We start from the raw sequence: 20350 nt of genomic DNA, 5'->3' as shown, positions 1-20350 counted from the left end.
GGGTGTTGTGAGGGTCACTTCGCGCCGAGCGCCTTCTGGAGGGCGGCGAGGTTGGACTGCATGACCTCGATGTAGTTATCACCCTTGGACTTGTCCGTGATTCCCTCGAGCGGGTCGAGGACGTCGGTCCTCAGGCCGGTGTCCGCCGCGACGGTCTTCGCGGTCCTGTCGCTGGCGAGGGTCTCGAAGAAGACCGTGGTGGCCTTGTTCTTCTCCGCGATGGTGTGGATCTCCTGGATCCGGGCGGGGCTGGGCTCGGCCTCGGGGTCGATGCCGGCGATGCCCTCCTGGACCAGGCCGTAGCGCTCGGCGAGGTAGCCGAAGGCGGAGTGGGTGGTGATGAATGTCTTGGTGGCGGTGTTCCTCAGGCCCGTCTCGTACGCCGTGTTCAGCGCGTCGAGCTTCTTGACCAGGGTGTCCGTGTTCTTGCGGTAGTCCGCGGCGTGGCCGGGGTCGGTCTTCTCCAGGGACGCGCCGACGCCCTTGGCGACCTCGGCGTACTTCACCGGGTCCAGCCAGATGTGCGGGTCGGCCCCGGCGCCCTCGCCCTCGTGCGCGTGGCCGTGCTCGTCGCCGCCGGTCTCGGTGCCGTGGTCCTCCAGCGTGGTCAGCTTCGCCGCGTCGACGTTGTGGGTCGACGCGGACAGCTTGATCGCGTCGTCGACGGCGGGCTGGATACCCTTGAGGTAGAGGATGTAGTCCGCGTCGCCGAGTCTGCCGATCTGCCGCGGACTGAGCTCCAGGTCATGCGGCTCGACGCCCGGCTTGGTCAGCGTGGTGACCGAGACGTGGGTCCCGCCGATCTCCTCGGCAAGGAACTGCATGGGATAGAACGACGCCACCACATTCAGCTTGTCGCCGGGCTTGCGGTCGGCGGCGTCCGACGTGGAGCAGGCGGAGAGGGCCGTGAGCCCGAGGGCGACTGCTCCGGCGACGGCGGCGGTGGGTATGAGGCGGCGTACGTTCATGACAGTCATTTTCAACAAAACTGGAAACGATTGTCAACAAGCTTGATGAGAGTCCCATTGGGCGAGCTGTCCGCGCACCGATTTGATCCGGAGGGCGTGCCCGCCGGTAATCTGAAGCATTCGCCCGCCCGTCTCCCGACCACCACCCCCCCACCGAGGCGCTTCGCGCCACCCCTGTCCAATTTCGTCGTCGTAATGAAGAGAGCACCGTGGCCGCCGACAAGATCGACTCCATCGTCAGCCTGAGCAAGCGCCGTGGCTTCGTTTACCCCTGCAGTGAGATCTACGGTGGCCAGAAGGCCGCCTGGGACTACGGGCCACTGGGCGTGGAGATGAAGGAGAACCTCAAGCGCCAGTGGTGGCGCTACATGGTCACTTCGCGCGAGGACGTGGTCGGTCTCGACTCGTCGGTCATCCTGGCCCCCGAAGCGTGGGTCGCCTCCGGCCACGTCGCGACGTTCACCGACCCGCTGACCGAGTGCACCTCCTGTCACAAGCGCTACCGCGCCGACCACCTGGAGGAGGCGTACGAGGAGAAGCACGGCAAGCCGCCGGTCAACGGGCTCGCCGACCTCAACTGCCCGAACTGCGGCAACAAGGGCACCTTCACCGAGCCCAAGCAGTTCTCGGGTCTGCTCTCCACGCACCTCGGCCCGACCCAGGACTCCGGTTCGATCGCCTACCTGCGTCCCGAGACCGCGCAGGGCATCTTCACCAACTTCGGCCAGGTCCTGCAGACCTCGCGCAAGAAGCCGCCGTTCGGCATCGCGCAGATGGGCAAGTCCTTCCGGAACGAGATCACTCCGGGCAACTTCATCTTCCGGACCCGCGAGTTCGAGCAGATGGAGATGGAGTTCTTCGTCAAGCCGGGCGAGGACGAGGAGTGGCAGCAGTACTGGATGGACCAGCGCTGGAACTGGTACACGGACCTCGGCATGCGCGAGGAGAACATGCGCTGGTTCGAGCACCCGAAGGAGAAGCTCTCCCACTACTCCAAGCGCACCGCCGACATCGAGTACCGCTTCCGCTTCGGCGGCAGCGAGTGGGGTGAGCTGGAGGGCGTCGCCAACCGCACGGACTACGACCTGAAGGCGCACTCCAAGGCCTCGGGCACGGACCTGGTGTACTTCGACCAGGAGGCCGGCGAGCGCTGGACCCCGTACGTCATCGAGCCCGCAGCCGGTGTCGGCCGCGCCATGCTGGCCTTCCTCCTCGACGCCTACATCGAGGACGAGGCGCCCAACGCCAAGGGCGTCATGGAGAAGCGCACCGTGATGCGCCTCGACCCGCGCCTCGCGCCGGTCAAGGTCGCGGTGCTGCCGCTCTCCCGCAACCCGCAGCTGTCGCCGAAGGCCAAGGGCCTCGCGGCCGACCTGCGGAAGAACTGGAACATCGAGTTCGACGACGCGGGCGCCATCGGCCGCCGTTACCGCCGCCAGGACGAGATCGGTACGCCGTTCTGCGTCACCGTCGACTTCGACACCCTCGACGACAACGCGGTCACGGTGCGCGAGCGCGACACCATGAAGCAGGAGCGTGTCTCGCTGGACCAGATCCAGGCGTACCTCGGCGCCCGTCTGCTCGGCTGCTGACGCATCACGGTTCCACCGCGAAGCCCCCGGTTCCTCGTACGGAACCGGGGGCCTCGTTGCACACTGGGCACCACGCGACCACGCGTCAACAGGAGGCTCGGATGCCGTCCATGACCGCGAGCAAGGTCAGCCGATGGGATCAGCACGGCCGTGAACATGTCGTCCATGTAAGGAAGTCGGGGATACAGCGGCAACTGAGCTGCGACACGTGCGACTGGCGCAAGGGCGTGCAGTTCCTGCCCTGGCTCAAGGCCGAGGAACACCTGGCCCGGGCCCACCAGGCGACGATCGATCCGACGGCCTGACGGCTGCTCTCCGGCCGCCCCGCGTGACCCGCTCCGTGCGCAGGGCTGTCAGGCGCGCAGGCCGCGCAGCAGCAGGTCCGACACGGCGGTGAACTCCGCGCCGATGGCGGGGTTCTGCCACTCGGCGGCGTACGCCGGGTCGTGGAAGCGCGCCGTCGCGTCGAAGACCGCCCGCGCGGCGACCGCAGGATCGTCCACCGCGAACTGCCCGCTGCGCACGCCCTCCTCGATGATCTCCCGCAGCTGGCCGACCAGTTCGTGGATGTGCGCCTCGACGACCGTGCTCTCCCCGACCAGCACGATGTAGGTCGCGAACAGCTCGGGGTCGTCACCTGCCTTGTGACGCTTGGACTCGAACAGCGCCGCCAGCCAGTGCCGCAGCTTCGCCGGCGCGGGTTCCGTCGAAGCGCTGACGATCTCGGTGAGAGCCACCTCGGTCCGGGTCAGCCAGCGGCCGGTCACTGCCTCGCGCAGCGCCGCCTTCGTACGGAAGTGGCGGTAGACGGTGCCGTGGCTGACGCCGAGCGCGCGGGCCACGTCGACCACCGTCGCCTTGGCGGGTCCGTAGCGGCGCAGCACGTCCTCGGTGGCTTCGAGGATGCGCTCGGGGGTCAGCGGATCGGCTGGCGTCATGGTGTTCTGTGCTGCCTTTCGGAGGACACCGTTCGAGGAGCTGCCCCGCGGGGGCCGCACCCCGACGACCGTACCCGGAGATCAGTGCTCGCTGTCGAGGTGGGCCATCTGGTTCTCCGGGTAGCGCGAACCGGCGGCCGCGCCTGCCGGGACGGCCTCCTCGATCGCGGCGAGGTCGGCGGCGTCCAGCGTGACATCCAGGGCGCCGAGGGCCTCGGTGAGCCGGTCGCGGCGGCGGGCGCCGACAAGCGGCACGATGTCCGTGCCCCGGCCGAGCACCCAGGCGATGGCGATCTGGGCGACCGAGACACCCTTCTGCTCGGCGATCTTGCGCAGGGCGTCGACCAGGTCGAGGTTGTGCTGGAGGTTCCCGCCCTGGAAGCGGGGGCTCATGGCGCGGAAGTCGCCCGGAGCCAGCGCGCGGTCACGGCTGAAGTGCCCGCTGATCAGGCCGCGCGACAGCACCCCGTACGCCGTGACGCCGATGTCCAGCTCGCGGCAGACCGGAAGGATCGCGTCCTCGATGGATCGGGAGATCAGCGAGTACTCGATCTGCAGATCGGAGATCGGGGCCACGGTTGCCGCCCGCCGGATCGTGTCCGCGCCGACCTCGGACAGGCCGATGTGGCGGACATGGCCGGCTTCGACCAGCTCGGCGATGGCGCCGATGGTCTCCTCGATCGGGACATCGGGATCGACACGGGCGATCCGGTAGATGTCGATGTGGTCGGTGCCGAGCCGCTGGAGCGAGTACGCGGCGAAGTTCTTCACGGCGGCAGGCCGGCCGTCGTACCCCGTGAAGGCGCCCTCGACCGTGCGCAGCGCGCCGAACTTCACGCTGGTCAGCGCCTGTTCGCGGGCGGCGGCGGGGGCGGTGCGCAGCGCCTCGTTGATCAGCAGTTCGTTGTGACCCATGCCGTAGAAATCGCCGGTGTCCAGCAAGGTGATGCCCGCATCGAGCGCGGCGTGGACGGTGGCGATCGACTCGGCGCGGTCGCACTCGCCGTACAGCGCGGACATGCCCATGCAGCCGAGGCCCAGAGCGGAGACCTGCGGGCCGGTGGAGCCGAGCGTGCGGGTGGCGGTCATGAGGGACTCCCGTGATGGAAGAGGAGGAAGCATGCGTGGAGGAGAAGAGAGGGATGGTCTGGGACTACCATGGCATAGGGAATGGCAGATGGCATTATTTGTCATTCCCTCTGTGGTTCACTCGGACGGGCCGAAAACCGGGTGCTGCGCCCGGTGCGGCCGGGGTTGTGAGCTGGTGTCGGTTTACTGAGCTGAAGCGAGTGGTGGCGTGCGGGAGTGAGTCCTGCTGGGGTTTGTGGGACGGGAATGGGGGTTCTGGGGCCGAATGGGTGACCTTGTCGGCTGTTGCTCGTTGGCCTGGGTGACAGGTGTCCACACTTGAGGGGGATGTGGTGGGTGGTTTGCGGGAGTTGGCCGTGTCCTTCGTGGTGCCTGGGCCTTGCGGGGTGGCGATCCGGGACCGTCTCAAGCACCTCACGTCCCAGGACGTGGTGGTGCTGCGTGCGGTCGGTGAGCACCAGGGTGCGCTTGTTTCCCGTGATCTCAAGGTTCGCTGTGCCGATGGTCTGGAGCAGGGTGCGGACATCTGGGCGGCGCGTAAGCGGGAGCTGACGCCACTGTCGTCGTCGCGGATCGCGGGTGCGATCACCAAGGCCACGCACGATCAGTGGGCGCTCGCGCGCCGTTGCCAGGCGGCGTACATCCAGAAGCTGGCAGCCGGGATCAAGACGTTGCGGCACCGTCTGTCCCTTCCGATCGGTGAGCCCGGAACGAAGCGCGCGGAGGGCGGCTACCAGTCGAAGAACGAGTGGTTCCATAAATCCCGCCGCCTCGCGATGCTCGAAGCGAGGCACGCTGCTGCTGTCGCCGACTCGCAGGTCGGACGGGTCCGGGTGGTACGGGGTGGCAAACGTCTCCTCAACACCCGCCACCACCTCACCCAGGCTCAGCTCACCGAGGACCAGTGGCGTGCCCGGTGGGAGGCGGCGCGCTGGTTTCTTGCCGCCGATGGTGAGTCGGGGAAGCGGTTCGGGAACGAAACGATCCGCGTGACCCCGGACGGCGAAGTGTCGATCAAGCTGCCTGCCCCGCTCGCGTACCTGGCCAACGCCAGGCATGGCCGGTACATCCTCACCGCCCGTATCGCGTTCGCGCACCGGGGCACGGAGTGGGCCGACCGGATCACCGCGAACCGGGCCGCCGCCTACCGCATCCACCTCGACGTGGACCGCGGACGCTGGTACCTCACCGCGTCGTGGCAACGCCCCGTCATCCAGACCATCCCGCTCGCCACCGCCCGCGCCCGGGGCATGATCGGCGTCGACACCAACGCCGACCACTTCGCCGCCTACCGGCTCGACCGGCACGGCAACCCCGTCGGCGGGCCGCACCGCTTCCCCTACGACCTGTCCGGCACCGCCGGCCACCGCGACGCACAGCTCCGCCACGCCCTGACCCGCCTGATCAACTGGGCAGTGCGTGTCGGTGTCGCCGCAATCGGTATCGAAGACCTCGACTTCACCACCGAGAAGACCCGGGAGAAGCACGGCCGCCAGAAGCGGTTCCGGCAGCTCATCTCCGGCATCCCGACCGGCAAGCTCAAGGCCCGGCTGGTCTCCATGGCCGCCGAACAGGGCCTCGCGATCGTCGCGGTCGACCCCGCATACACCAGCATGTGGGGTGGTCAGCACTGGCAGAAACCACTGACCACCCCCCACCGCACCATGTCACGTCACGATGCCGCCGGTATCGCGATCGGACGACGCGCCCTTGGACACCCGATCCGGCGACGGACGGCACCGCCCCCACACGACCGGAGTGATCGTGCGGGGCATCGGACCGTCCAGGCCAGGTCAGGTGACCGGGGGCGTGAGGGAACCCGCCCACCCACAACGGACCACGCCCCTGGAGGCGTGCCGCCGAGTGGGAAGCGAAAGTGGGGGACCAGTGCATCCAAAACCGTTCGGGATGCGCCCAGTACGCAGCAGTGGGTCAAAGACTCACTTACGCACACTGGTTAGGAACGGTACGGTTCCGGCATGTCTTCGTTCTTCCAGATCTACGGGTGAGAGCGCGGTGGGCCCGACCGCCCGCCGCCCACCGGATCGATTCCAGGTCGCTCACGACCTCATGTCTCATGACGCCTCACCACGAATGGGAGAACCCCGTGGCCAAGAGCCGCAACAACCTTCTCGGTGTCGGCGGACAGCGCAAGAAGCTGTCCCGCGCCGATCAGCAGGGCGCGGGCCGCGCGCGTGATGCCGACCGCAGGACGGCGGCCGACCAGAAGCAGGAGCTGCTCCGCAAGATGCGCGAGCGCGCCGGGTCCGAGCAGGCCCCGGCGTCCGCCGATGCCGCGACGTCGACCGACGAGGGCGACTCCGCGAAGCAGAGCTGACGGCTTCTCGGCGCCCGTACGACCGTGGGCCCGGATCACCCCTGGTGATCCGGGCCCACGCCCGTTCCCGTCCCCGTGCCCCGTCCGTGCGCGGACTCACGCCACCGTGCGAGTTCCGGGGGATCTGGGCGCGGCACGAGGTGGTCGGCCCTGGCGGCCGAACCCCGCTTCTCGCCCCGGCGCCCGCCGAAGCAGCTTCCGTCGTACGCGACAATGGAGCAATGACCACGCTCGCCCCTTCGCTCCCGCAGCTCCGGATCGGCCCGCACACGGTGCAGCCGCCGGTGGTGCTCGCGCCCATGGCCGGTATCACCAACGCCCCGTTCCGCACCCTGTGCCGGGAGTTCTCCGGCGGCAAGGGGCTGTTCGTCAGCGAGATGATCACGACGCGGGCGCTGGTCGAGCGCAACGAGAAGACCATGCAGCTCATCCACTTCGACGCGAGCGAGACCCCGCGCTCGATCCAGCTGTACGGAGTGGACCCGGTCACGGTCGGCAAGGCCGTCCGCATGATCGTCGACGAGAACCTCGCCGACCACATCGACCTGAACTTCGGCTGCCCGGTCCCCAAGGTGACCCGCAAGGGCGGCGGCTCCGCGCTCCCGTTCAAGCGGCCGCTGCTGCGCGCGATCCTCAACGAGGCCGTGTCCAACGCGGGCGACCTGCCGGTCACCATCAAGATGCGCAAGGGCATCAACGACGACCACCTCACCTACCTCGACGCGGGCCGGATAGCGGTGGAGGAGGGCGTCACGGCCGTCGCCCTGCACGGCAGGACCGCCGCCCAGCACTACGGCGGCACCGCCGACTGGGACGCGATCGCCCGCCTCAAGGAGCACGTCCCGGAGATCCCGGTCCTCGGCAACGGCGACATCTGGTGTGCGGACGACGCCCGCCGGATGATGCGCGAGACCGGCTGCGACGGCGTGGTCGTGGGCCGCGGCTGCCTGGGGCGCCCGTGGCTCTTCGGTGACCTGGTGAGTGCCTTCGAGGGTACGGAGGCGAGGCAGGCGCCGACGCTCCGGGAGGTCGCGACGGTGATGCTGCGGCACGCGACGCTGCTGGGGGAGTGGATCGGCGACGAGACCCGTGGCGTGATCGACTTCCGTAAGCATGTGGCCTGGTATCTCAAGGGCTTCTCGGTCGGCTCGGAGATGCGCAAGAAGCTGGCGATCACCTCGTCACTGGACGAGCTGGGTGCGCAGCTGCACGAGCTCGACCTGGATCAGGCCTGGCCGGACGGGGCGGACGGGCCGCGCGGGCGTACCTCCGGCAACAACCGTGTGGTGCTGCCGGACGGATGGCTGAAGGACCCCTACGACTGCTCGGGCGTGAGCGCGGAAGCCGAGCTCGACACCTCGGGCGGCTGAGGCACCGGGTGCCCTTGATTCACTCCCGCTCATCTGAGCGTAAATCCGGGGTGAATCGAGGGTGGACTGGATGGTGTGGGGCGCCGCGGCGCGCGATGAGGGTGCCCCGTCCGCATTTCTTTCGCCTTTTGCGGTCGGCGTGTGACTGTGCGTGGCCTCGAGGGCGTCCGGATGGTGACATCTGAGCGCCCGTCGGGGCGTGATTCTCGCCACCCCTGAGGGATGCTTTGCTCGGATGAGCGGGTTTTTGGGGACTGCACTTCTCAAATGGTGGCACTCGGTGCCACTCGGCTTTATTTTGATCGATTGACGCATCCACTACACGCTGTGTGCAATTATCGCGATCTCGGGAACTTTGGGTAGCGATGTGTTTAAGAAGTTAATGAATAGCTCGATGCGTGGGTCTGGAACGAAACTTTCGATCTGCTGGCGGACGAGTGGTTAAGGCCGCATGACGCGCAAGTGGACGTACCCAGGAACCTTCGATCTGGGTATGTTCCTCGCCGTCAGGGCAGCCACCCGAGTCCCCTAGGAGTCGAGACCCGTGTCGGAAAACAAAGATCCTCACGTATCCACGTCGGAGCTCCGGGGTCAGAAGTTCGTTTATGACTTCACCGAGGGCAACAAGGATCTGAAGGACCTGCTCGGCGGTAAGGGCGCCAACCTCGCCGAGATGACGAACCTCGGGCTGCCCGTCCCTCCGGGCTTCACGATCACCACCGAGGCGTGCAAGGTCTACCTCGACAGTGGCGAGGAGCCGACGGCGCTCCGCGACGAGGTGAGTGCGCACCTCGCCGCCCTGGAGAAGCGGATGGGCAAGAAGCTCGGCCAGGCCGACGACCCGCTGCTGGTCTCCGTCCGTTCCGGCGCGAAGTTCTCGATGCCCGGCATGATGGACACGGTTCTCAACATCGGCCTCTCCGACGAGTCCGTCGTCGGTCTCGCGGCCCAGGCCGGCGACGAGCGGTTCGCGTGGGACTCGTACCGCCGCCTGATCCAGATGTTCGGCAAGACCGTCCTCGGGGTCGACGGCGATCTCTTCGAGGAGGCGCTGGAGGCCGCGAAGGAGGCCAAGGGCGTCACCGTCGACGTGGATCTCGACGCGGCCGACCTGAAGAAGCTGGTCAAGCAGTTCAAGAAGATCGTCACGCGCGACGCCGGACGTGACTTCCCGCAGGACCCGCGCGAGCAGATGGACCTGGCCATAAAGGCCGTCTTCGACTCGTGGAACACCGACCGTGCCAAGCTCTACCGCCGCCAGGAGCGCATCCCCGGTGACCTCGGCACGGCCGTCAACGTCTGTTCGATGGTCTTCGGCAACCTCGGTCCCGACTCCGGTACGGGCGTCGCCTTCACCCGCGACCCGGCCAGCGGTCACGCGGGCGTGTACGGCGACTACCTGCAGAACGCGCAGGGCGAGGACGTCGTCGCGGGTATCCGCAACACCGTGCCGCTCGCCGATCTGGAGTCGATCGACAAGAAGTCGTACGACCAGCTGATGCAGATCATGCAGACCCTCGAAACGCACTACAAGGACCTGTGCGACATCGAGTTCACCATCGAGCGCGGCCAGCTCTGGATGCTCCAGACCCGGGTCGGCAAGCGCACCGCCGGTGCCGCGTTCCGGATCGCGACGCAGCTCGTCGACCAGGGACTCATCGACGAGGCGGAGGCGCTGCAGCGCGTGAACGGGGCACAGCTGGCGCAGCTGATGTTCCCGCGCTTCGACGCGGACGCGAAGACGGTGCTGCTCGGCCGTGGCATCGCCGCGTCGCCGGGCGCCGCGGTCGGCAAGGCGGTCTTCGACTCGTACACCGCGGTCAAGTGGTCCCGGTCGGGTGAGAAGGTCATCCTGATCCGCCGTGAGACCAACCCCGACGACCTCGACGGCATGATCGCCGCCGAGGGCATCCTGACCTCGCGCGGCGGCAAGACCTCGCATGCCGCCGTCGTCGCCCGCGGCATGGGCAAGACCTGTGTCTGCGGCGCCGAGGAGATCGAGGTCGACACCAAGCGTCGCCGGCTGACCGTCGGCGGGACCGTCGTCGAGGAGGGCGACATCGTCTCGGTCGACGGCTCCACCGGCAAGGTGTACCTCGGTGAGGTCCCGGTCGTACCGTCCCCGGTCGTCGAGTACTTCGAGGGCCGGATGCACGCGGGCGCCGACGACGCCGACGAGCTGGTCGCCGCCGTGCACCGGATCATGGCCTACGCGGACCGGGTGCGCCGGCTCCGGGTGCGGGCCAACGCGGACAACGCGGAGGACGCGCTGCGGGCGCGGCGCTTCGGCGCCCAGGGCATCGGCCTGTGCCGCACCGAGCACATGTTCCTCGGCGAGCGCCGCGAGATGGTCGAGAAGCTGATCCTCGCGGACACCGACGACGAGCGCGAGGCCGCGCTGGCCGCGCTGCTGCCGCTCCAGAAGGCCGACTTCATCGAGCTCTTCGAGTCGATGGACGGGCTGCCCGTCACTGTGCGGCTGCTCGACCCGCCGCTGCACGAGTTCCTGCCCGACATCACCGAGCTGTCGGTACGGGTCGCGCTCGCCGAGTCCCGCAAGGACGCGAACGAGAACGACCTGCGGCTGCTCCAGGCCGTGCACAAGCTGCACGAGCAGAACCCGATGCTCGGTCTGCGCGGCGTACGGCTCGGCCTGGTCATCCCCGGCCTGTTCGCCATGCAGGTGCGGGCGATCGCCGAGGCGGCCGCGCACCGCAAGAACGCCAAGGGTGACCCGCGCGCCGAGATCATGATTCCGCTCGTCGGCACGGTCCAGGAGCTGGAGATCGTCCGCGAGGAGGCCGACCAGGTCGTCGCCGAGGTCGAGGCGGCCACCGGCACCGAGCTGAAGCTGGCCATCGGCACGATGATCGAGCTGCCGCGCGCCGCGCTGACCGCTGGTCAGATCGCCGAGGCCGCAGAGTTCTTCTCCTTCGGCACGAACGACCTGACCCAGACGGTGTGGGGCTTCTCCCGCGACGACGTGGAGGCCTCGTTCTTCACCGCGTACCTGGAGAAGGGCATCTTCGGGGTGTCGCCGTTCGAGACGATCGACAAGGACGGCGTCGGCTCCCTGGTCCGCAGCGCGGTCGCGGCCGGCCGGGCCACCCGGCCGGACCTGAAGCTCGGTGTCTGCGGCGAGCACGGCGGTGACCCGGAGTCGGTGCACTTCTTCCACGAGGTGGGTCTCGACTACGTCTCCTGCTCGCCGTTCCGGATCCCGGTCGCCCGCCTGGAGGCGGGCCGCGCCGCGGCAGAGGCGAGGGGCAGCGACAGCCGCTGACCTGATTCCCCGGACACCGGGGCAGTCGTCGGCTCATCTCGACCCTCAACGACTCGACGACAGCAACGGACAATCCTGAAGCGGCGGCACCCTGTGCGAGGGTGCCGCCGTTTCGGCATGTCCGGATCCCGGGCGGAGGCAAAAGGGGCGCGTAAGCGCTTTCGCCGATTGCCGCCCCCATTGCTTCGTTCAATACGCAAAGACGCAGGCGGTGAACGGACCGGGGTGCGGCCCATGGATCCCCATCCATGGGCCGCACCCGGCTTACTCCCGCCGGGCACGGAGTCGCACCGTTCACCGACCGCCGCCGAACGAACAAAACCCCCCACGGCCTTCACTCGCTCTTTCGGTCGGCTCAGGTTTCGCACCCGACTCCGTACACCCTTTCGGGTGACCGTGGGGCGGGGCGAGGCATTTCACCTCTGGCCGAAACCCCGTGGTGACGTCCTGTGACGGTTCGCATACTCTTGAGTTGGGGAATTGCGGATGCAACAAGTGGGGGGTTTCGGTGTTGCGTATTCATGTGTCCGGAATGGACCTTTCCAAGGTGCGCATGGCCACACGGCCGGACGCATTGTGGGAAACCATTCTGAGCTTTCACCGGCTGAGGGACCGGCGTGCTTCCACCGTCTTCGGGAAATGGCGGACGGAAACCCGGCCCCGGTTGAACGGTGAGACGCGCCTGCTGGCCGCCCTGGTGCCGCCCCGCGGCTATTTCCCGGACTTCCTGACGCCCTCCCGGGAGGCCGGCGAGCCGTACGGCCTCGACGCCGGAATGGAGGTGTTGCGCGACACCCCGCCCGAGCGGCTCCATGCCGAGCTGGCCCTGGTGCGCACCGGCCGGCACGAGCCGGGCCGGCCGGCGCCACTGGGCGGGCGGCCCGGCGGCGGCCGTGGCGGGGTACGTGCCGGTGGGGTACGGCCGGTGGGCGGGCACCCCGGCGAGGGGCGGCGCGTGCCGCCGCTGCGGCTGGACGCGCTCTCCGAGGGGCGCGCCGAACCCCTGGGGCGGCTCATCGCCGCCCTGCGCGGTTACCACCGCGCCGCCGTCGAACCGTACTGGCCGCACATCCAGGCCGGCATCGAGGCCGACCGTGCCATCCGCGGCCGCGCCCTCCTCGACGGCGGCGCGGACGAACTCCTCGCCTCGCTGCCGTCCATGATCCGCTGGCGGGCCCCGGTGCTGGAGGCGGACTATCCCGTCGACCGGGACCTGCGCCTGGACGGGCGGGGGCTGCTGCTCCAGCCGTCGTTCTTCTGCCGCTCCACCCCGGTCGTCTACCGCGACCCGAAGCTGCCGCCGGTGCTCGTCTACCCGGTCACCCACACCGCGGCGCCGGTCTTCGCCGAACCCGGTCCGGGGCCCTGGCTGGGGAGGCTCCTCGGCAACACCCGGTCCACCGTCCTCCAGGCCATCGGCAGCGGCTGCACGACCAGCGAGCTCGCCCGCCGGGCCGGGGTGCCCCTCGCCTCGGCGAGCCAGCATGCCCGCGTGCTGCGCGAGGCGGGGCTCGTGCTCACCCTGCGGCACGGCGGTTCGGTCCTGCACACCCTCACACCGCTGGGCGGCTCGCTCCTGCGGGGCGGCGCGCCGCTCGCCCTGTCATGACGGGCCGGGCTGCCGCGGCCCCGTGCTCGAACCGGCCCAGCGCGGGGCGCTGCACGGCGGCGTCGACGTCAGAAACCTGGGCGGCGCGGCGTGACGGAGCGTCAACTGCCGGTGAACTGCCTGCGGCGGAGGCCCTGTCGTTCGCCGTCAGGCGGCGCGTACCGCGTGGACCGGGACCGACACCCCGTCGTCGTCCAGGCAGGCACCCGTCGCCAGGTCGAAGCGCTGCTTCAGCAGGGGCGAGGCGACGAACGGCCGCCCCTCGACGGACCCGACCAGGCCGCGTGAGAGGACGTACGCCCCCGTGAACGGGTCGCGGTTGTCGATCGCGTACGCACGCCCTGCCCGGTCCAGGAAGAGTGCGACCTGGCGGCCGTCCGGGAGGAGCGCGGCGACCCCGCGCCCGGGGGTCAGCCGCGACAGCTCGCAGACCGTGAACCAGCCGTTCCCGTCGGCGAGCTGGACCACAGGGGTCGGCTGTGCCGTCTCCGTCGTCTGTGCGGTCATCGGGAAGAGGTCCCTTCGAGAGTGCGGACGGCGAGCACCGGTCCGGCGAGGATGTCCAGGTCGGGCTTGACCTGGCCGCGTTCGGGGGTGAACCGCACCGACGGGTCGGGCGCGTCGGGCGCGTTGACGAAGGTGACGAACCGGCGCAGCCGCTCCGGGTCGTTGATGGTCTCGGCCCATTCGTCGCGGTAACCGGCGACATGGTCGGCCATCAGCCGTTCCAGTTCCTCGCAGAGCCCCAGCGAGTCGTGGACGAGGACGTCCCGTACGTGGCCGAGGCCGCCCTCGATGCGGTCCAGCCAGGTCGAGGTGCGCTCCAGTCGGTCGGCGGTGCGGATGTAGAACATCAGGAACCGGTCGATGAGGCAGACCAGTTCGGCGTCGGAGAGGTCCTGGGCGAGCAGGTCGGCGTGGCGCGGTTCGGCGCCGCCGTTGCCTCCCACGTACAGGTTCCAGCCGCCCGCGGTGGCGATGATCCCGAAGTCCTTGCCGCGGGCCTCCGCGCACTCCCGGGCGCAGCCGGAGACCGCCGACTTCAGTTTGTGCGGCGAGCGCAGCCCGCGGTAGCGCAGCTCCAGGTCGATGGCCATCTTCACCGAGTCCTGCACGCCGTACCGGCACCAGGTCTGCCCCACACAGGACTTGACCGTCCGCAGCGACTTTCCGTAGGCGTGCCCGGACTCGAACCCGGCGTCCACCAGACGTGTCCAGATCAGCGGCAGCTGGTCCACGCGGGCGCCGAACATGTCGATCCGCTGACCCCCGGTGATCTTCGTGTAGAGGCCGAAGTCACGGGCGACCTCACCGATCACGATCAGCTTCTCCGGAGTGATCTCGCCCCCGGGGATGCGTGGCACGATCGAGTACGAGCCGTTGCGCTGGAGGTTGGCCAGGAAGTGGTCGTTGGTGTCCTGCAGCGCCGCCTGCTCGCCGTCCAGTACATATCCGCTGGCACCGAGCGTCGGCGCCAGCGAGGCGATGACCGAACCGACCGTCGGCTTGCAGATCTCGCAGCCGTCGCCGCCGCGCGCCGCCTCCCGCCCGTGGGAGTCGAGCAGTTCGGCGTACGAGGTGATGTGGAGGGTGCGGACGATCTCGTACAACTCGCTCCGGGTGTACGAGAAGCAACCGCACAGGCCCCTGTCCTGGCTCTGCGGAAGGAGCTGTCCGATCACCTTCACGCAACTGCCGCAGCCGGTACCGGCCTTGGTGCACGTCTTCACCTCGGGCAGCGTGGTGTGCTCGCAGATCGCGCCCTTGGTGACGTTGTGGCAGGAGCAGATCACCGCCTCGTCCGGCAGCGCGGACGGGCCGAGGGTGACCGGGCCGCCCGCACCGGCCGGCAGCACCAGCCGCTCGGGGGCGACGGGCAGGACCGTACCGGTCATCGGCCGCAGCGTCCCGTACTGGTCGGCGTCCCCGACCAGTACCCCGCCGAGCAGCGTGCCGTCCCGGCCGATCACCAGCTTCTTGTAGACGCCGGAGCGGGAGTCGGCGTACACCACGTCGAGGCAGCCCTCGGCCGTGCCGTGGGCGTCGCCGAACGACGCCACGTCCACCCCGAGCAGCTTCAGCTTCGTCGACAGATCGGCGCCGGTGAACGCCGCCTGCTTGCCCGCGATCACCTCGGCGACCGTCTGCGCCATCTCGTACCCGGGCGCGACGAGCCCGTACACCCGGCCGTCCGAGGCCAGCGCACACTCGCCGATCGCGAAGACCGCCGGGTCCGAGGTGCGGCACTCCTCGTCGACGACGATGCCGCCGCGCTGCCCGACCGTCAGACCGCAGTCGCGGGCCAGCTGGTCCCGGGGGCGCACCCCCGCCGAGAAGACCACCAGGTCGGTGGCGAGCGACGAACCGTCGGAGAGCGACATGCCGTTCACCGAGCCGTCCTCGCCCGCGGTGACCTCCTGCGTGCCGACGCCCGTGTGCACGGTGAGCCCCAGGGACTCGATCGTGCGCAGCAGCGCCGCGCCCCCTCCCTCGTCGACCTGCACCGGCATCAGCCGGGGCGCGAACTCCACGACGTGCGTGTCCAGTCCGAGCCCTTTCAGCGCGCCCGCCGCCTCCAGCCCGAGCAGCCCGCCGCCGACGACCGCACCGCTCGTCGCCGTCTTCGCGTACTCCTCGATCGCGAGGAGGTCCTCGACGGTGCGGTAGACGAAGCAGCCCTCGGCGTCCTTGCCGGGAACCGGCGGGACGAACGGGTACGAGCCGGTGGCCAGCACCAGCGTGTCGTACGCGAACGTCTCCCCGGAGCGCGCGGTGACCGTGCGGGCCTCGCGGTCGAGCGACTCGGCGGGGTTGCCGAGGTACAGCTCGAAACCGTGCCGCTCCATGAAGCCGGGCTCGACGAGCGACAGATCGTCCGGGTTCCTCCCGGCGAAGTACGAGGTCAGCTGGACCCGGTCGTAGGCGGCGCGCGGCTCCTCGCAGAGCACGACGACCCTGGTCGTGCCCGCGGCCGCGGTCAGACCGCGCTCGGCGAGCGCCTCCAGGAACCGCTGGCCGACCATGCCGTGTCCGACGACCACGATCGTCGGGAGGTCGGAGGTACGGTCGGTCGGGGAAGTGGACACCGGCATCTCAGAAGCCTCCGTCGTTGGTGAGCAGGTGGAGCAGGGACGTTTCGGCGGGGAGCGGTTCGTCGTCCTCCCAGGTGCGGGCGAGGGTGCCGACCGCGGCGAGATCGCCGAGCAGCACACCGCCCGCCAGCCGGTCGCCGCGGACGACGACCGCGCGGTACGCACCCCGGGTCGCGTCGGCCAGCCGGACGACGTCGTCGCCGGGCAGCGGCCGGGAATCGCCGAACGCGGCCAGATCGAGGACACCGGCGGGGTCGGCGGGCGGGCCGCGCAGCGTGAGACGGGTCAGGGCGCGGGTGCCGTCGTAGCGGGCGAGCCGCCCCGCCAGCACCTCGGCGAGCACATCGGCCTGCTCCAGCGCCGGGCCCGCGAGCCCGTAGAGCGTGCCGCGGTGCTCGGCGCAGTCGCCGACCGCGTGGATGTACGGGTCGGAGGTGCGCAGCTCGTCGTCGACGACGACACCCGTGCGAACGTCCAGACCTGCCGCCCGGGCCAGCCCGGTTCTGGGACGTACACCGCAGGCCAGCACCGTGATCTCGGCCGCCAGCTCATAGCCGTCGGCGAGCTCCACGGCCCGTACCGTGCCGTCGGCGCAGCGCAGCCCGCGGACCCGGCACTCGGTGTGCACCTCCACCCCGAGACTCTCCAGGTGACGCCGGAGCAGCCCGGCCGCTCCGGCGTCCAGCTGCCGCTCCATGAGGTGCTCGCCCTGCTGGGCCAGCACGACCTGGGCGCCGCATTCGGCGAGCGCGCGTGCGGCGGAGACGCCGAGCAGGCCGCCGCCGATGACGACGGCGCGCACGCCCGTACCGGTGTGCTGCCGCACGGCTTCCCGCAGCGCCAGGCAGTCGTCGAGCGTACGGAACGCATGGACGCCGTCAGGCATCGTGGTGCCGAGTCCGCGCAGCGGCGGCAGCACCGGGTTCGAACCGGTCGCCAGCACCAGCCGCTCGTACCCCACGGCGCTTCCGTCGTCGCAGTGCACCAGCCGGTCGGCCCGGTCGATCCGCACCGCCCGCACCCCGCGCCGTACCTCGGCCGGGGGCAGGGTGATGACCTCGGCCGCGTACCGCCCGGCCAGTACCTCGGCCAGCAGCACCCGGTTGTAGGGGGCGTGCGTCTCCTCGCCGATGACGGTGACGCCGGGCACCCGGGCGGCGAGCCGCGCGCCCGCCATCCCGGCGCCGATCACCACCACACGCGCCGCGTTCTCCGTCTGTGTCCTCATGGTGAGAAGCGTGCGCGGCGGGTGTTACCCGATCGGATCCCCGCTGTTTCCCGGGAGGAACCTTGCGCTCAGCACCTCCGAAGTGGGTCTGTGAGGGCCGCGGAGCCCCGGAAGCTCAGAGTTGGCTCAACTTTCCGGCGATCCGACAGAAGCAGTTGGACGGGACATGTATCTCCTCCATAGGGTCGCGAGCATGCCCGACATCACCCTGACCACCCTCGTTGTCCTGTGCCTCGCCGCTGCCGCCGCAGGCTGGATCGACGCCGTGGTGGGCGGCGGCGGACTGCTCCTGCTGCCCGCGCTGCTGCTCGGTCTGCCGCACGTCCCGGCCGCGCATGTCCTCGGCACCAACAAGGCGGTGGCCGTCGTCGGTACCTCGGGCGCCGCCGTGACGTACGTGCGCAAGGCGCCGGTGAAGGTCGGGACGGCGGTGCGGATCGGGCTCATGGCGCTGGCCGGATCGATGACCGGCGCCTTCTTCGCCGCGGGGATCAGCAGTGACGTGCTCCGCCCGGTGATCATGGTGGTGCTGCTGGCGGTGGCGGCGTTCGTGATGCTGCGGCCGCAGTTCGGCAAGGAGGCGGACGGGGGCACTGACCGGAAGGTCACCCGGGCCCGCACCCTCACCGCGATCGTGCTGGTCGGCGGCGGCATCGGCTTCTACGACGGGCTGTTCGGGCCCGGCACCGGCACGTTCCTGGTGCTCGCGCTGACCGCCGTGCTCCACCTCGACCTGGTGACGGCGTCCGCCACCGCCAAGATCGTCAACGTCTGCACCAACGCCGGTGCCCTCGCGATGTTCGCCTACCAGGGCAGCGTGCTGTGGCAGCTGGCCGCGCTGATGGCGGTGTTCAACCTGGCGGGTGGGCTGCTCGGTGCGCGGATGGCGCTGCGCAAGGGCAGCGAGTTCGTCCGTGGTGTGCTGCTGGTCGTGGTGTTCTCACTCGTCGCGAAGCTGGCGTTCGACCAGTGGGCCTGAGGGTGTGCGGCCGGCGTCAGCGCACGCCGGTGAGGTGCGCGTACGCGACCACATTGCCCTGGTAGCCGGTGGCCTGTGAGAAGCCGCCGCCGCAGGTGATCAGCCGCAGCGAGGCGAACGAGGAGGCGCCGTACACCCGCCGGTCGGGGAAGTTCTTGTTCTCGTACACCTCGATGGCGTCGAGCGAGAAGACGGCGGTGCTCCCGTCCTGCCGGACCACCTCGACGGTGCTGCCCTTGGCCAGGGACCCCAGGTCGTAGAAGACGGACCGCCCCTTTTCGTTGTCGACATGACCGGCGACGAGCGCGGTGCCCTTGGCGCCGGGCGGAGTTCCGTTTTTGTACCAGCCGACGACGTTACGGTTCTCGGCCGGTGGCACATCGAGACTGCCGTCGGACCCGAGCCCGAGCCGGATCATCGGGGCGTCCACCTTGATGCCGGGGATGCGGAGACGGACGGGCGTCGAGGGCCGCAGCGGGGCGGCGACGGGCGAGCCGGGCTGCACTCCGGGACCGGCGGCGAAGGCCTGGGCGGTGGTCGGCTGCGGCGGCACCAGCACGGTGCCGGCGCCGTTCTGGATCAGCCAGATGCCGACCAGCGCTGCGACGGCGACCAGCCAGCCCTTGGCCTTCTGGGGCACGGTCGTCCTCCGGGGTGTCGTCCTCCGGGACGGGGAAGGACGTGAGGAAGGAAGTGGGGGTCCCGTCCCGGTGACGCGCGGTCACCGGGACGGAATCGTGGCGGTACGGGGACGTGGACACGTCCCCGTCAGCTGCCCGCCTGCGTGCCGCTCGCCCGACGACGCAGGAGCCAGGCTCCGCCGACGGCGGACGCGGCGAGAACGCCGGCACCCGCCGCGATCTGGGAGGTGTCCGGGCGGACGCTGCCGCCTACACCAGTTTTGACGTGCCCGGAGGGAGAGGTGGGCCCGGTGGAACTGTCGCGGCCGTAGTCGTTCCCGGTGTCGCGGCCTTGGCCGTTTCCGGGGTCGCGACCGGTGTCACGGCCTTGGCCGTTTCCGGTATCACGACCGTTCCCGTTCCCGGTATCACGACCGTTCCCGTTCCCGTTCCCGTTCCCGGTGCCGCGCCCGCTCTCGTTCCCGGTGGGGGGCTTCCGGCCGGGAATCGTCTCGTCGCTCCGGGAGTTCTGGAACCCGGAGGAGCTGTCCCGCCCGGTGGAGCTGCCGATGCCGAACGGGTTCTGGTTTCCGAGGAGGCTCTCGCCCCTGGCGGCCAGGCCGTCGAGGGAAGGCACCGAGTAGCCGCTGTTTGTGTCGTTGCCGGAGCCGTTGTCCTCCACGATGCCGGCGGGGGAACCCGCGGCGGCGTACTTCGCGGTGTCCGCCGCCTTCACCCGGAGAGTTCCGGTGGCCTCTCTGCCGTTCTCGCAGGACACATCGATGCTGTACGGACCGGCATCGGTCTTCTTCGGCACCGTGAACGTGCCGACCACGACCTCCTTGCGGGTGGAGGACACCAGCGTGAAGTCCCCCGCTTCCAGGGAGTTCGCATCCCCGGTGGCCTTCGCGTCGTTCCCGCAAGCGGTGGTGTTCACCGTGACCGTGGTGCCCGGAGCCGCGTCCGCCGGGGATATGTCCAGCTGACCGAGGTCCCCTGCATACGCGGTCGGCGCGGCGGTGGACAAGCCGAGCGTGGCAGCGGTGAGCGCTGCGGCGGCGGCGCCGGTCACGAGGCGGGCAGGACTGCGCATGGGGGTTCCTTCGAGCAGAGGCGCTGGCGGGTATCTCCTGATGCAGAGCTAACGGGCGGCGCGCCACCCATGCATGCTGACGTCGGGTCAGCTTTCACTCGACCGGTCCGGGCCGGGCTCCTTGCCGAGACGTAAGTGTGCAGGTCACGGC

At 69.7% G+C, this 20350-nt stretch carries 16 protein-coding genes; 8 read left to right on the top strand and 8 right to left on the bottom strand.

Translation table 11 applies throughout. From position 1 onward, the window contains the following. Positions 1 to 14: 14 nt before the first annotated feature. Entirely contained in the window at positions 15 to 968 is a 954-nt protein-coding gene (locus AB0I23_RS13005) for a metal ABC transporter substrate-binding protein (protein ID WP_359109275.1), read from the bottom strand. Positions 969 to 1177: 209 nt separating this feature from the next. On the opposite strand from AB0I23_RS13005, the gene AB0I23_RS13000 reads away from it, so the two are divergent. Both AB0I23_RS13000 and AB0I23_RS12995 read left to right on the top strand, forming a co-directional pair. Further along, on the top strand, positions 1178 to 2560 hold the full coding sequence (locus AB0I23_RS13000; protein ID WP_359109274.1) for a glycine--tRNA ligase: 1383 nt from the start codon (positions 1178 to 1180) through the stop codon (positions 2558 to 2560). A gap of 101 nt (positions 2561 to 2661) precedes the next feature. Then, positions 2662 to 2865, top strand: coding sequence for a hypothetical protein (locus tag AB0I23_RS12995; protein WP_359109273.1), 204 nt, complete (start codon positions 2662 to 2664; stop codon positions 2863 to 2865). A gap of 48 nt (positions 2866 to 2913) precedes the next feature. On the opposite strand, the gene AB0I23_RS12990 is transcribed toward AB0I23_RS12995, so the two are convergent. Further along, the gene (locus AB0I23_RS12990) at positions 2914 to 3498 is read right to left on the bottom strand and encodes a TetR family transcriptional regulator (protein WP_359109272.1); all 585 of its coding nucleotides are present in this window, start codon (positions 3496 to 3498) and stop codon (positions 2914 to 2916) included. Positions 3499 to 3579: 81 nt separating this feature from the next. Continuing rightward, the gene (locus AB0I23_RS12985; protein WP_359109271.1) at positions 3580 to 4587 is read right to left on the bottom strand and encodes an aldo/keto reductase; all 1008 of its coding nucleotides are present in this window, start codon (positions 4585 to 4587) and stop codon (positions 3580 to 3582) included. Between the two features lie 332 nt (positions 4588 to 4919). Here AB0I23_RS12985 and AB0I23_RS12980 point away from each other — a divergent pair, with 332 nt between their 5' ends. The 5 genes from AB0I23_RS12980 to AB0I23_RS12960 all read left to right on the top strand — a co-directional run bounded on the left by AB0I23_RS12980 (position 4920) and on the right by AB0I23_RS12960 (position 13187). Beyond that, positions 4920 to 6548 carry an IS200/IS605 family accessory protein TnpB-related protein gene (locus tag AB0I23_RS12980; protein ID WP_359109302.1) on the top strand — a complete coding sequence of 543 codons (1629 nt, stop codon included), beginning with the start codon at positions 4920 to 4922 and terminating at the stop codon, positions 6546 to 6548. Positions 6549 to 6694: 146 nt separating this feature from the next. Then, positions 6695 to 6925 (top strand): DUF6243 family protein, encoded by a 231-nt coding sequence (locus tag AB0I23_RS12975; protein WP_359109301.1) that lies wholly within the window; start codon positions 6695 to 6697, stop codon positions 6923 to 6925. Between the two features lie 221 nt (positions 6926 to 7146). Next, positions 7147 to 8295: a tRNA dihydrouridine synthase DusB gene (gene dusB / locus AB0I23_RS12970; RefSeq protein WP_266985894.1), complete on the top strand. Its 1149-nt coding sequence runs from the start codon at positions 7147 to 7149 to the stop codon at positions 8293 to 8295. A 544-nt stretch (positions 8296 to 8839) separates the two neighbouring features. Next, on the top strand, positions 8840 to 11578 hold the full coding sequence (gene ppdK, locus AB0I23_RS12965; RefSeq protein WP_359109270.1) for a pyruvate, phosphate dikinase: 2739 nt from the start codon (positions 8840 to 8842) through the stop codon (positions 11576 to 11578). Positions 11579 to 12086: 508 nt separating this feature from the next. Further along, positions 12087 to 13187 carry an ArsR/SmtB family transcription factor gene (locus AB0I23_RS12960; protein ID WP_359109269.1) on the top strand — a complete coding sequence of 367 codons (1101 nt, stop codon included), beginning with the start codon at positions 12087 to 12089 and terminating at the stop codon, positions 13185 to 13187. Positions 13188 to 13334: 147 nt separating this feature from the next. Here the strand turns inward: AB0I23_RS12960 and nirD are convergent, their stop codons facing one another. The 3 genes from nirD to AB0I23_RS12945 are packed head-to-tail and all read right to left on the bottom strand — an operon-like array spanning position 13335 to position 17507. Next, positions 13335 to 13694 carry a nitrite reductase small subunit NirD gene (gene nirD, locus AB0I23_RS12955; protein ID WP_359109268.1) on the bottom strand — a complete coding sequence of 120 codons (360 nt, stop codon included), beginning with the start codon at positions 13692 to 13694 and terminating at the stop codon, positions 13335 to 13337. Continuing rightward, the gene (nirB, locus tag AB0I23_RS12950) at positions 13691 to 16279 is read right to left on the bottom strand and encodes a nitrite reductase large subunit NirB (RefSeq protein WP_359109267.1); all 2589 of its coding nucleotides are present in this window, start codon (positions 16277 to 16279) and stop codon (positions 13691 to 13693) included. Before nirB ends, nirD begins: the two co-directional genes overlap by 4 nt. 1 nt (position 16280) lies before the next feature. Beyond that, positions 16281 to 17507 carry an NAD(P)/FAD-dependent oxidoreductase gene (locus AB0I23_RS12945; RefSeq protein ID WP_359109266.1) on the bottom strand — a complete coding sequence of 409 codons (1227 nt, stop codon included), beginning with the start codon at positions 17505 to 17507 and terminating at the stop codon, positions 16281 to 16283. Between the two features lie 193 nt (positions 17508 to 17700). Here AB0I23_RS12945 and AB0I23_RS12940 point away from each other — a divergent pair, with 193 nt between their 5' ends. Beyond that, positions 17701 to 18486 carry a sulfite exporter TauE/SafE family protein gene (locus AB0I23_RS12940; RefSeq protein ID WP_359109265.1) on the top strand — a complete coding sequence of 262 codons (786 nt, stop codon included), beginning with the start codon at positions 17701 to 17703 and terminating at the stop codon, positions 18484 to 18486. Positions 18487 to 18502: 16 nt separating this feature from the next. Here the strand turns inward: AB0I23_RS12940 and AB0I23_RS12935 are convergent, their stop codons facing one another. Together AB0I23_RS12935 and AB0I23_RS12930 are read right to left on the bottom strand one after the other, a co-directional pair. Continuing rightward, positions 18503 to 19126, bottom strand: a complete 624-nt coding sequence (locus AB0I23_RS12935) for a class F sortase (RefSeq protein WP_359109264.1) — start codon at positions 19124 to 19126, stop codon at positions 18503 to 18505. A gap of 128 nt (positions 19127 to 19254) precedes the next feature. Further along, on the bottom strand, positions 19255 to 20199 hold the full coding sequence (locus AB0I23_RS12930; protein WP_359109305.1) for a hypothetical protein: 945 nt from the start codon (positions 20197 to 20199) through the stop codon (positions 19255 to 19257). Positions 20200 to 20350: the final 151 nt, after the last annotated feature.

Source organism: Streptomyces atratus, assembly GCF_040655115.1.
Lineage (GTDB): Bacteria > Actinomycetota > Actinomycetes > Streptomycetales > Streptomycetaceae > Streptomyces > Streptomyces atratus_D.
The sequence above is the reverse complement of the archived record's forward strand: the minus strand, read 5'-3'. Positions and strand labels throughout refer to the sequence as shown.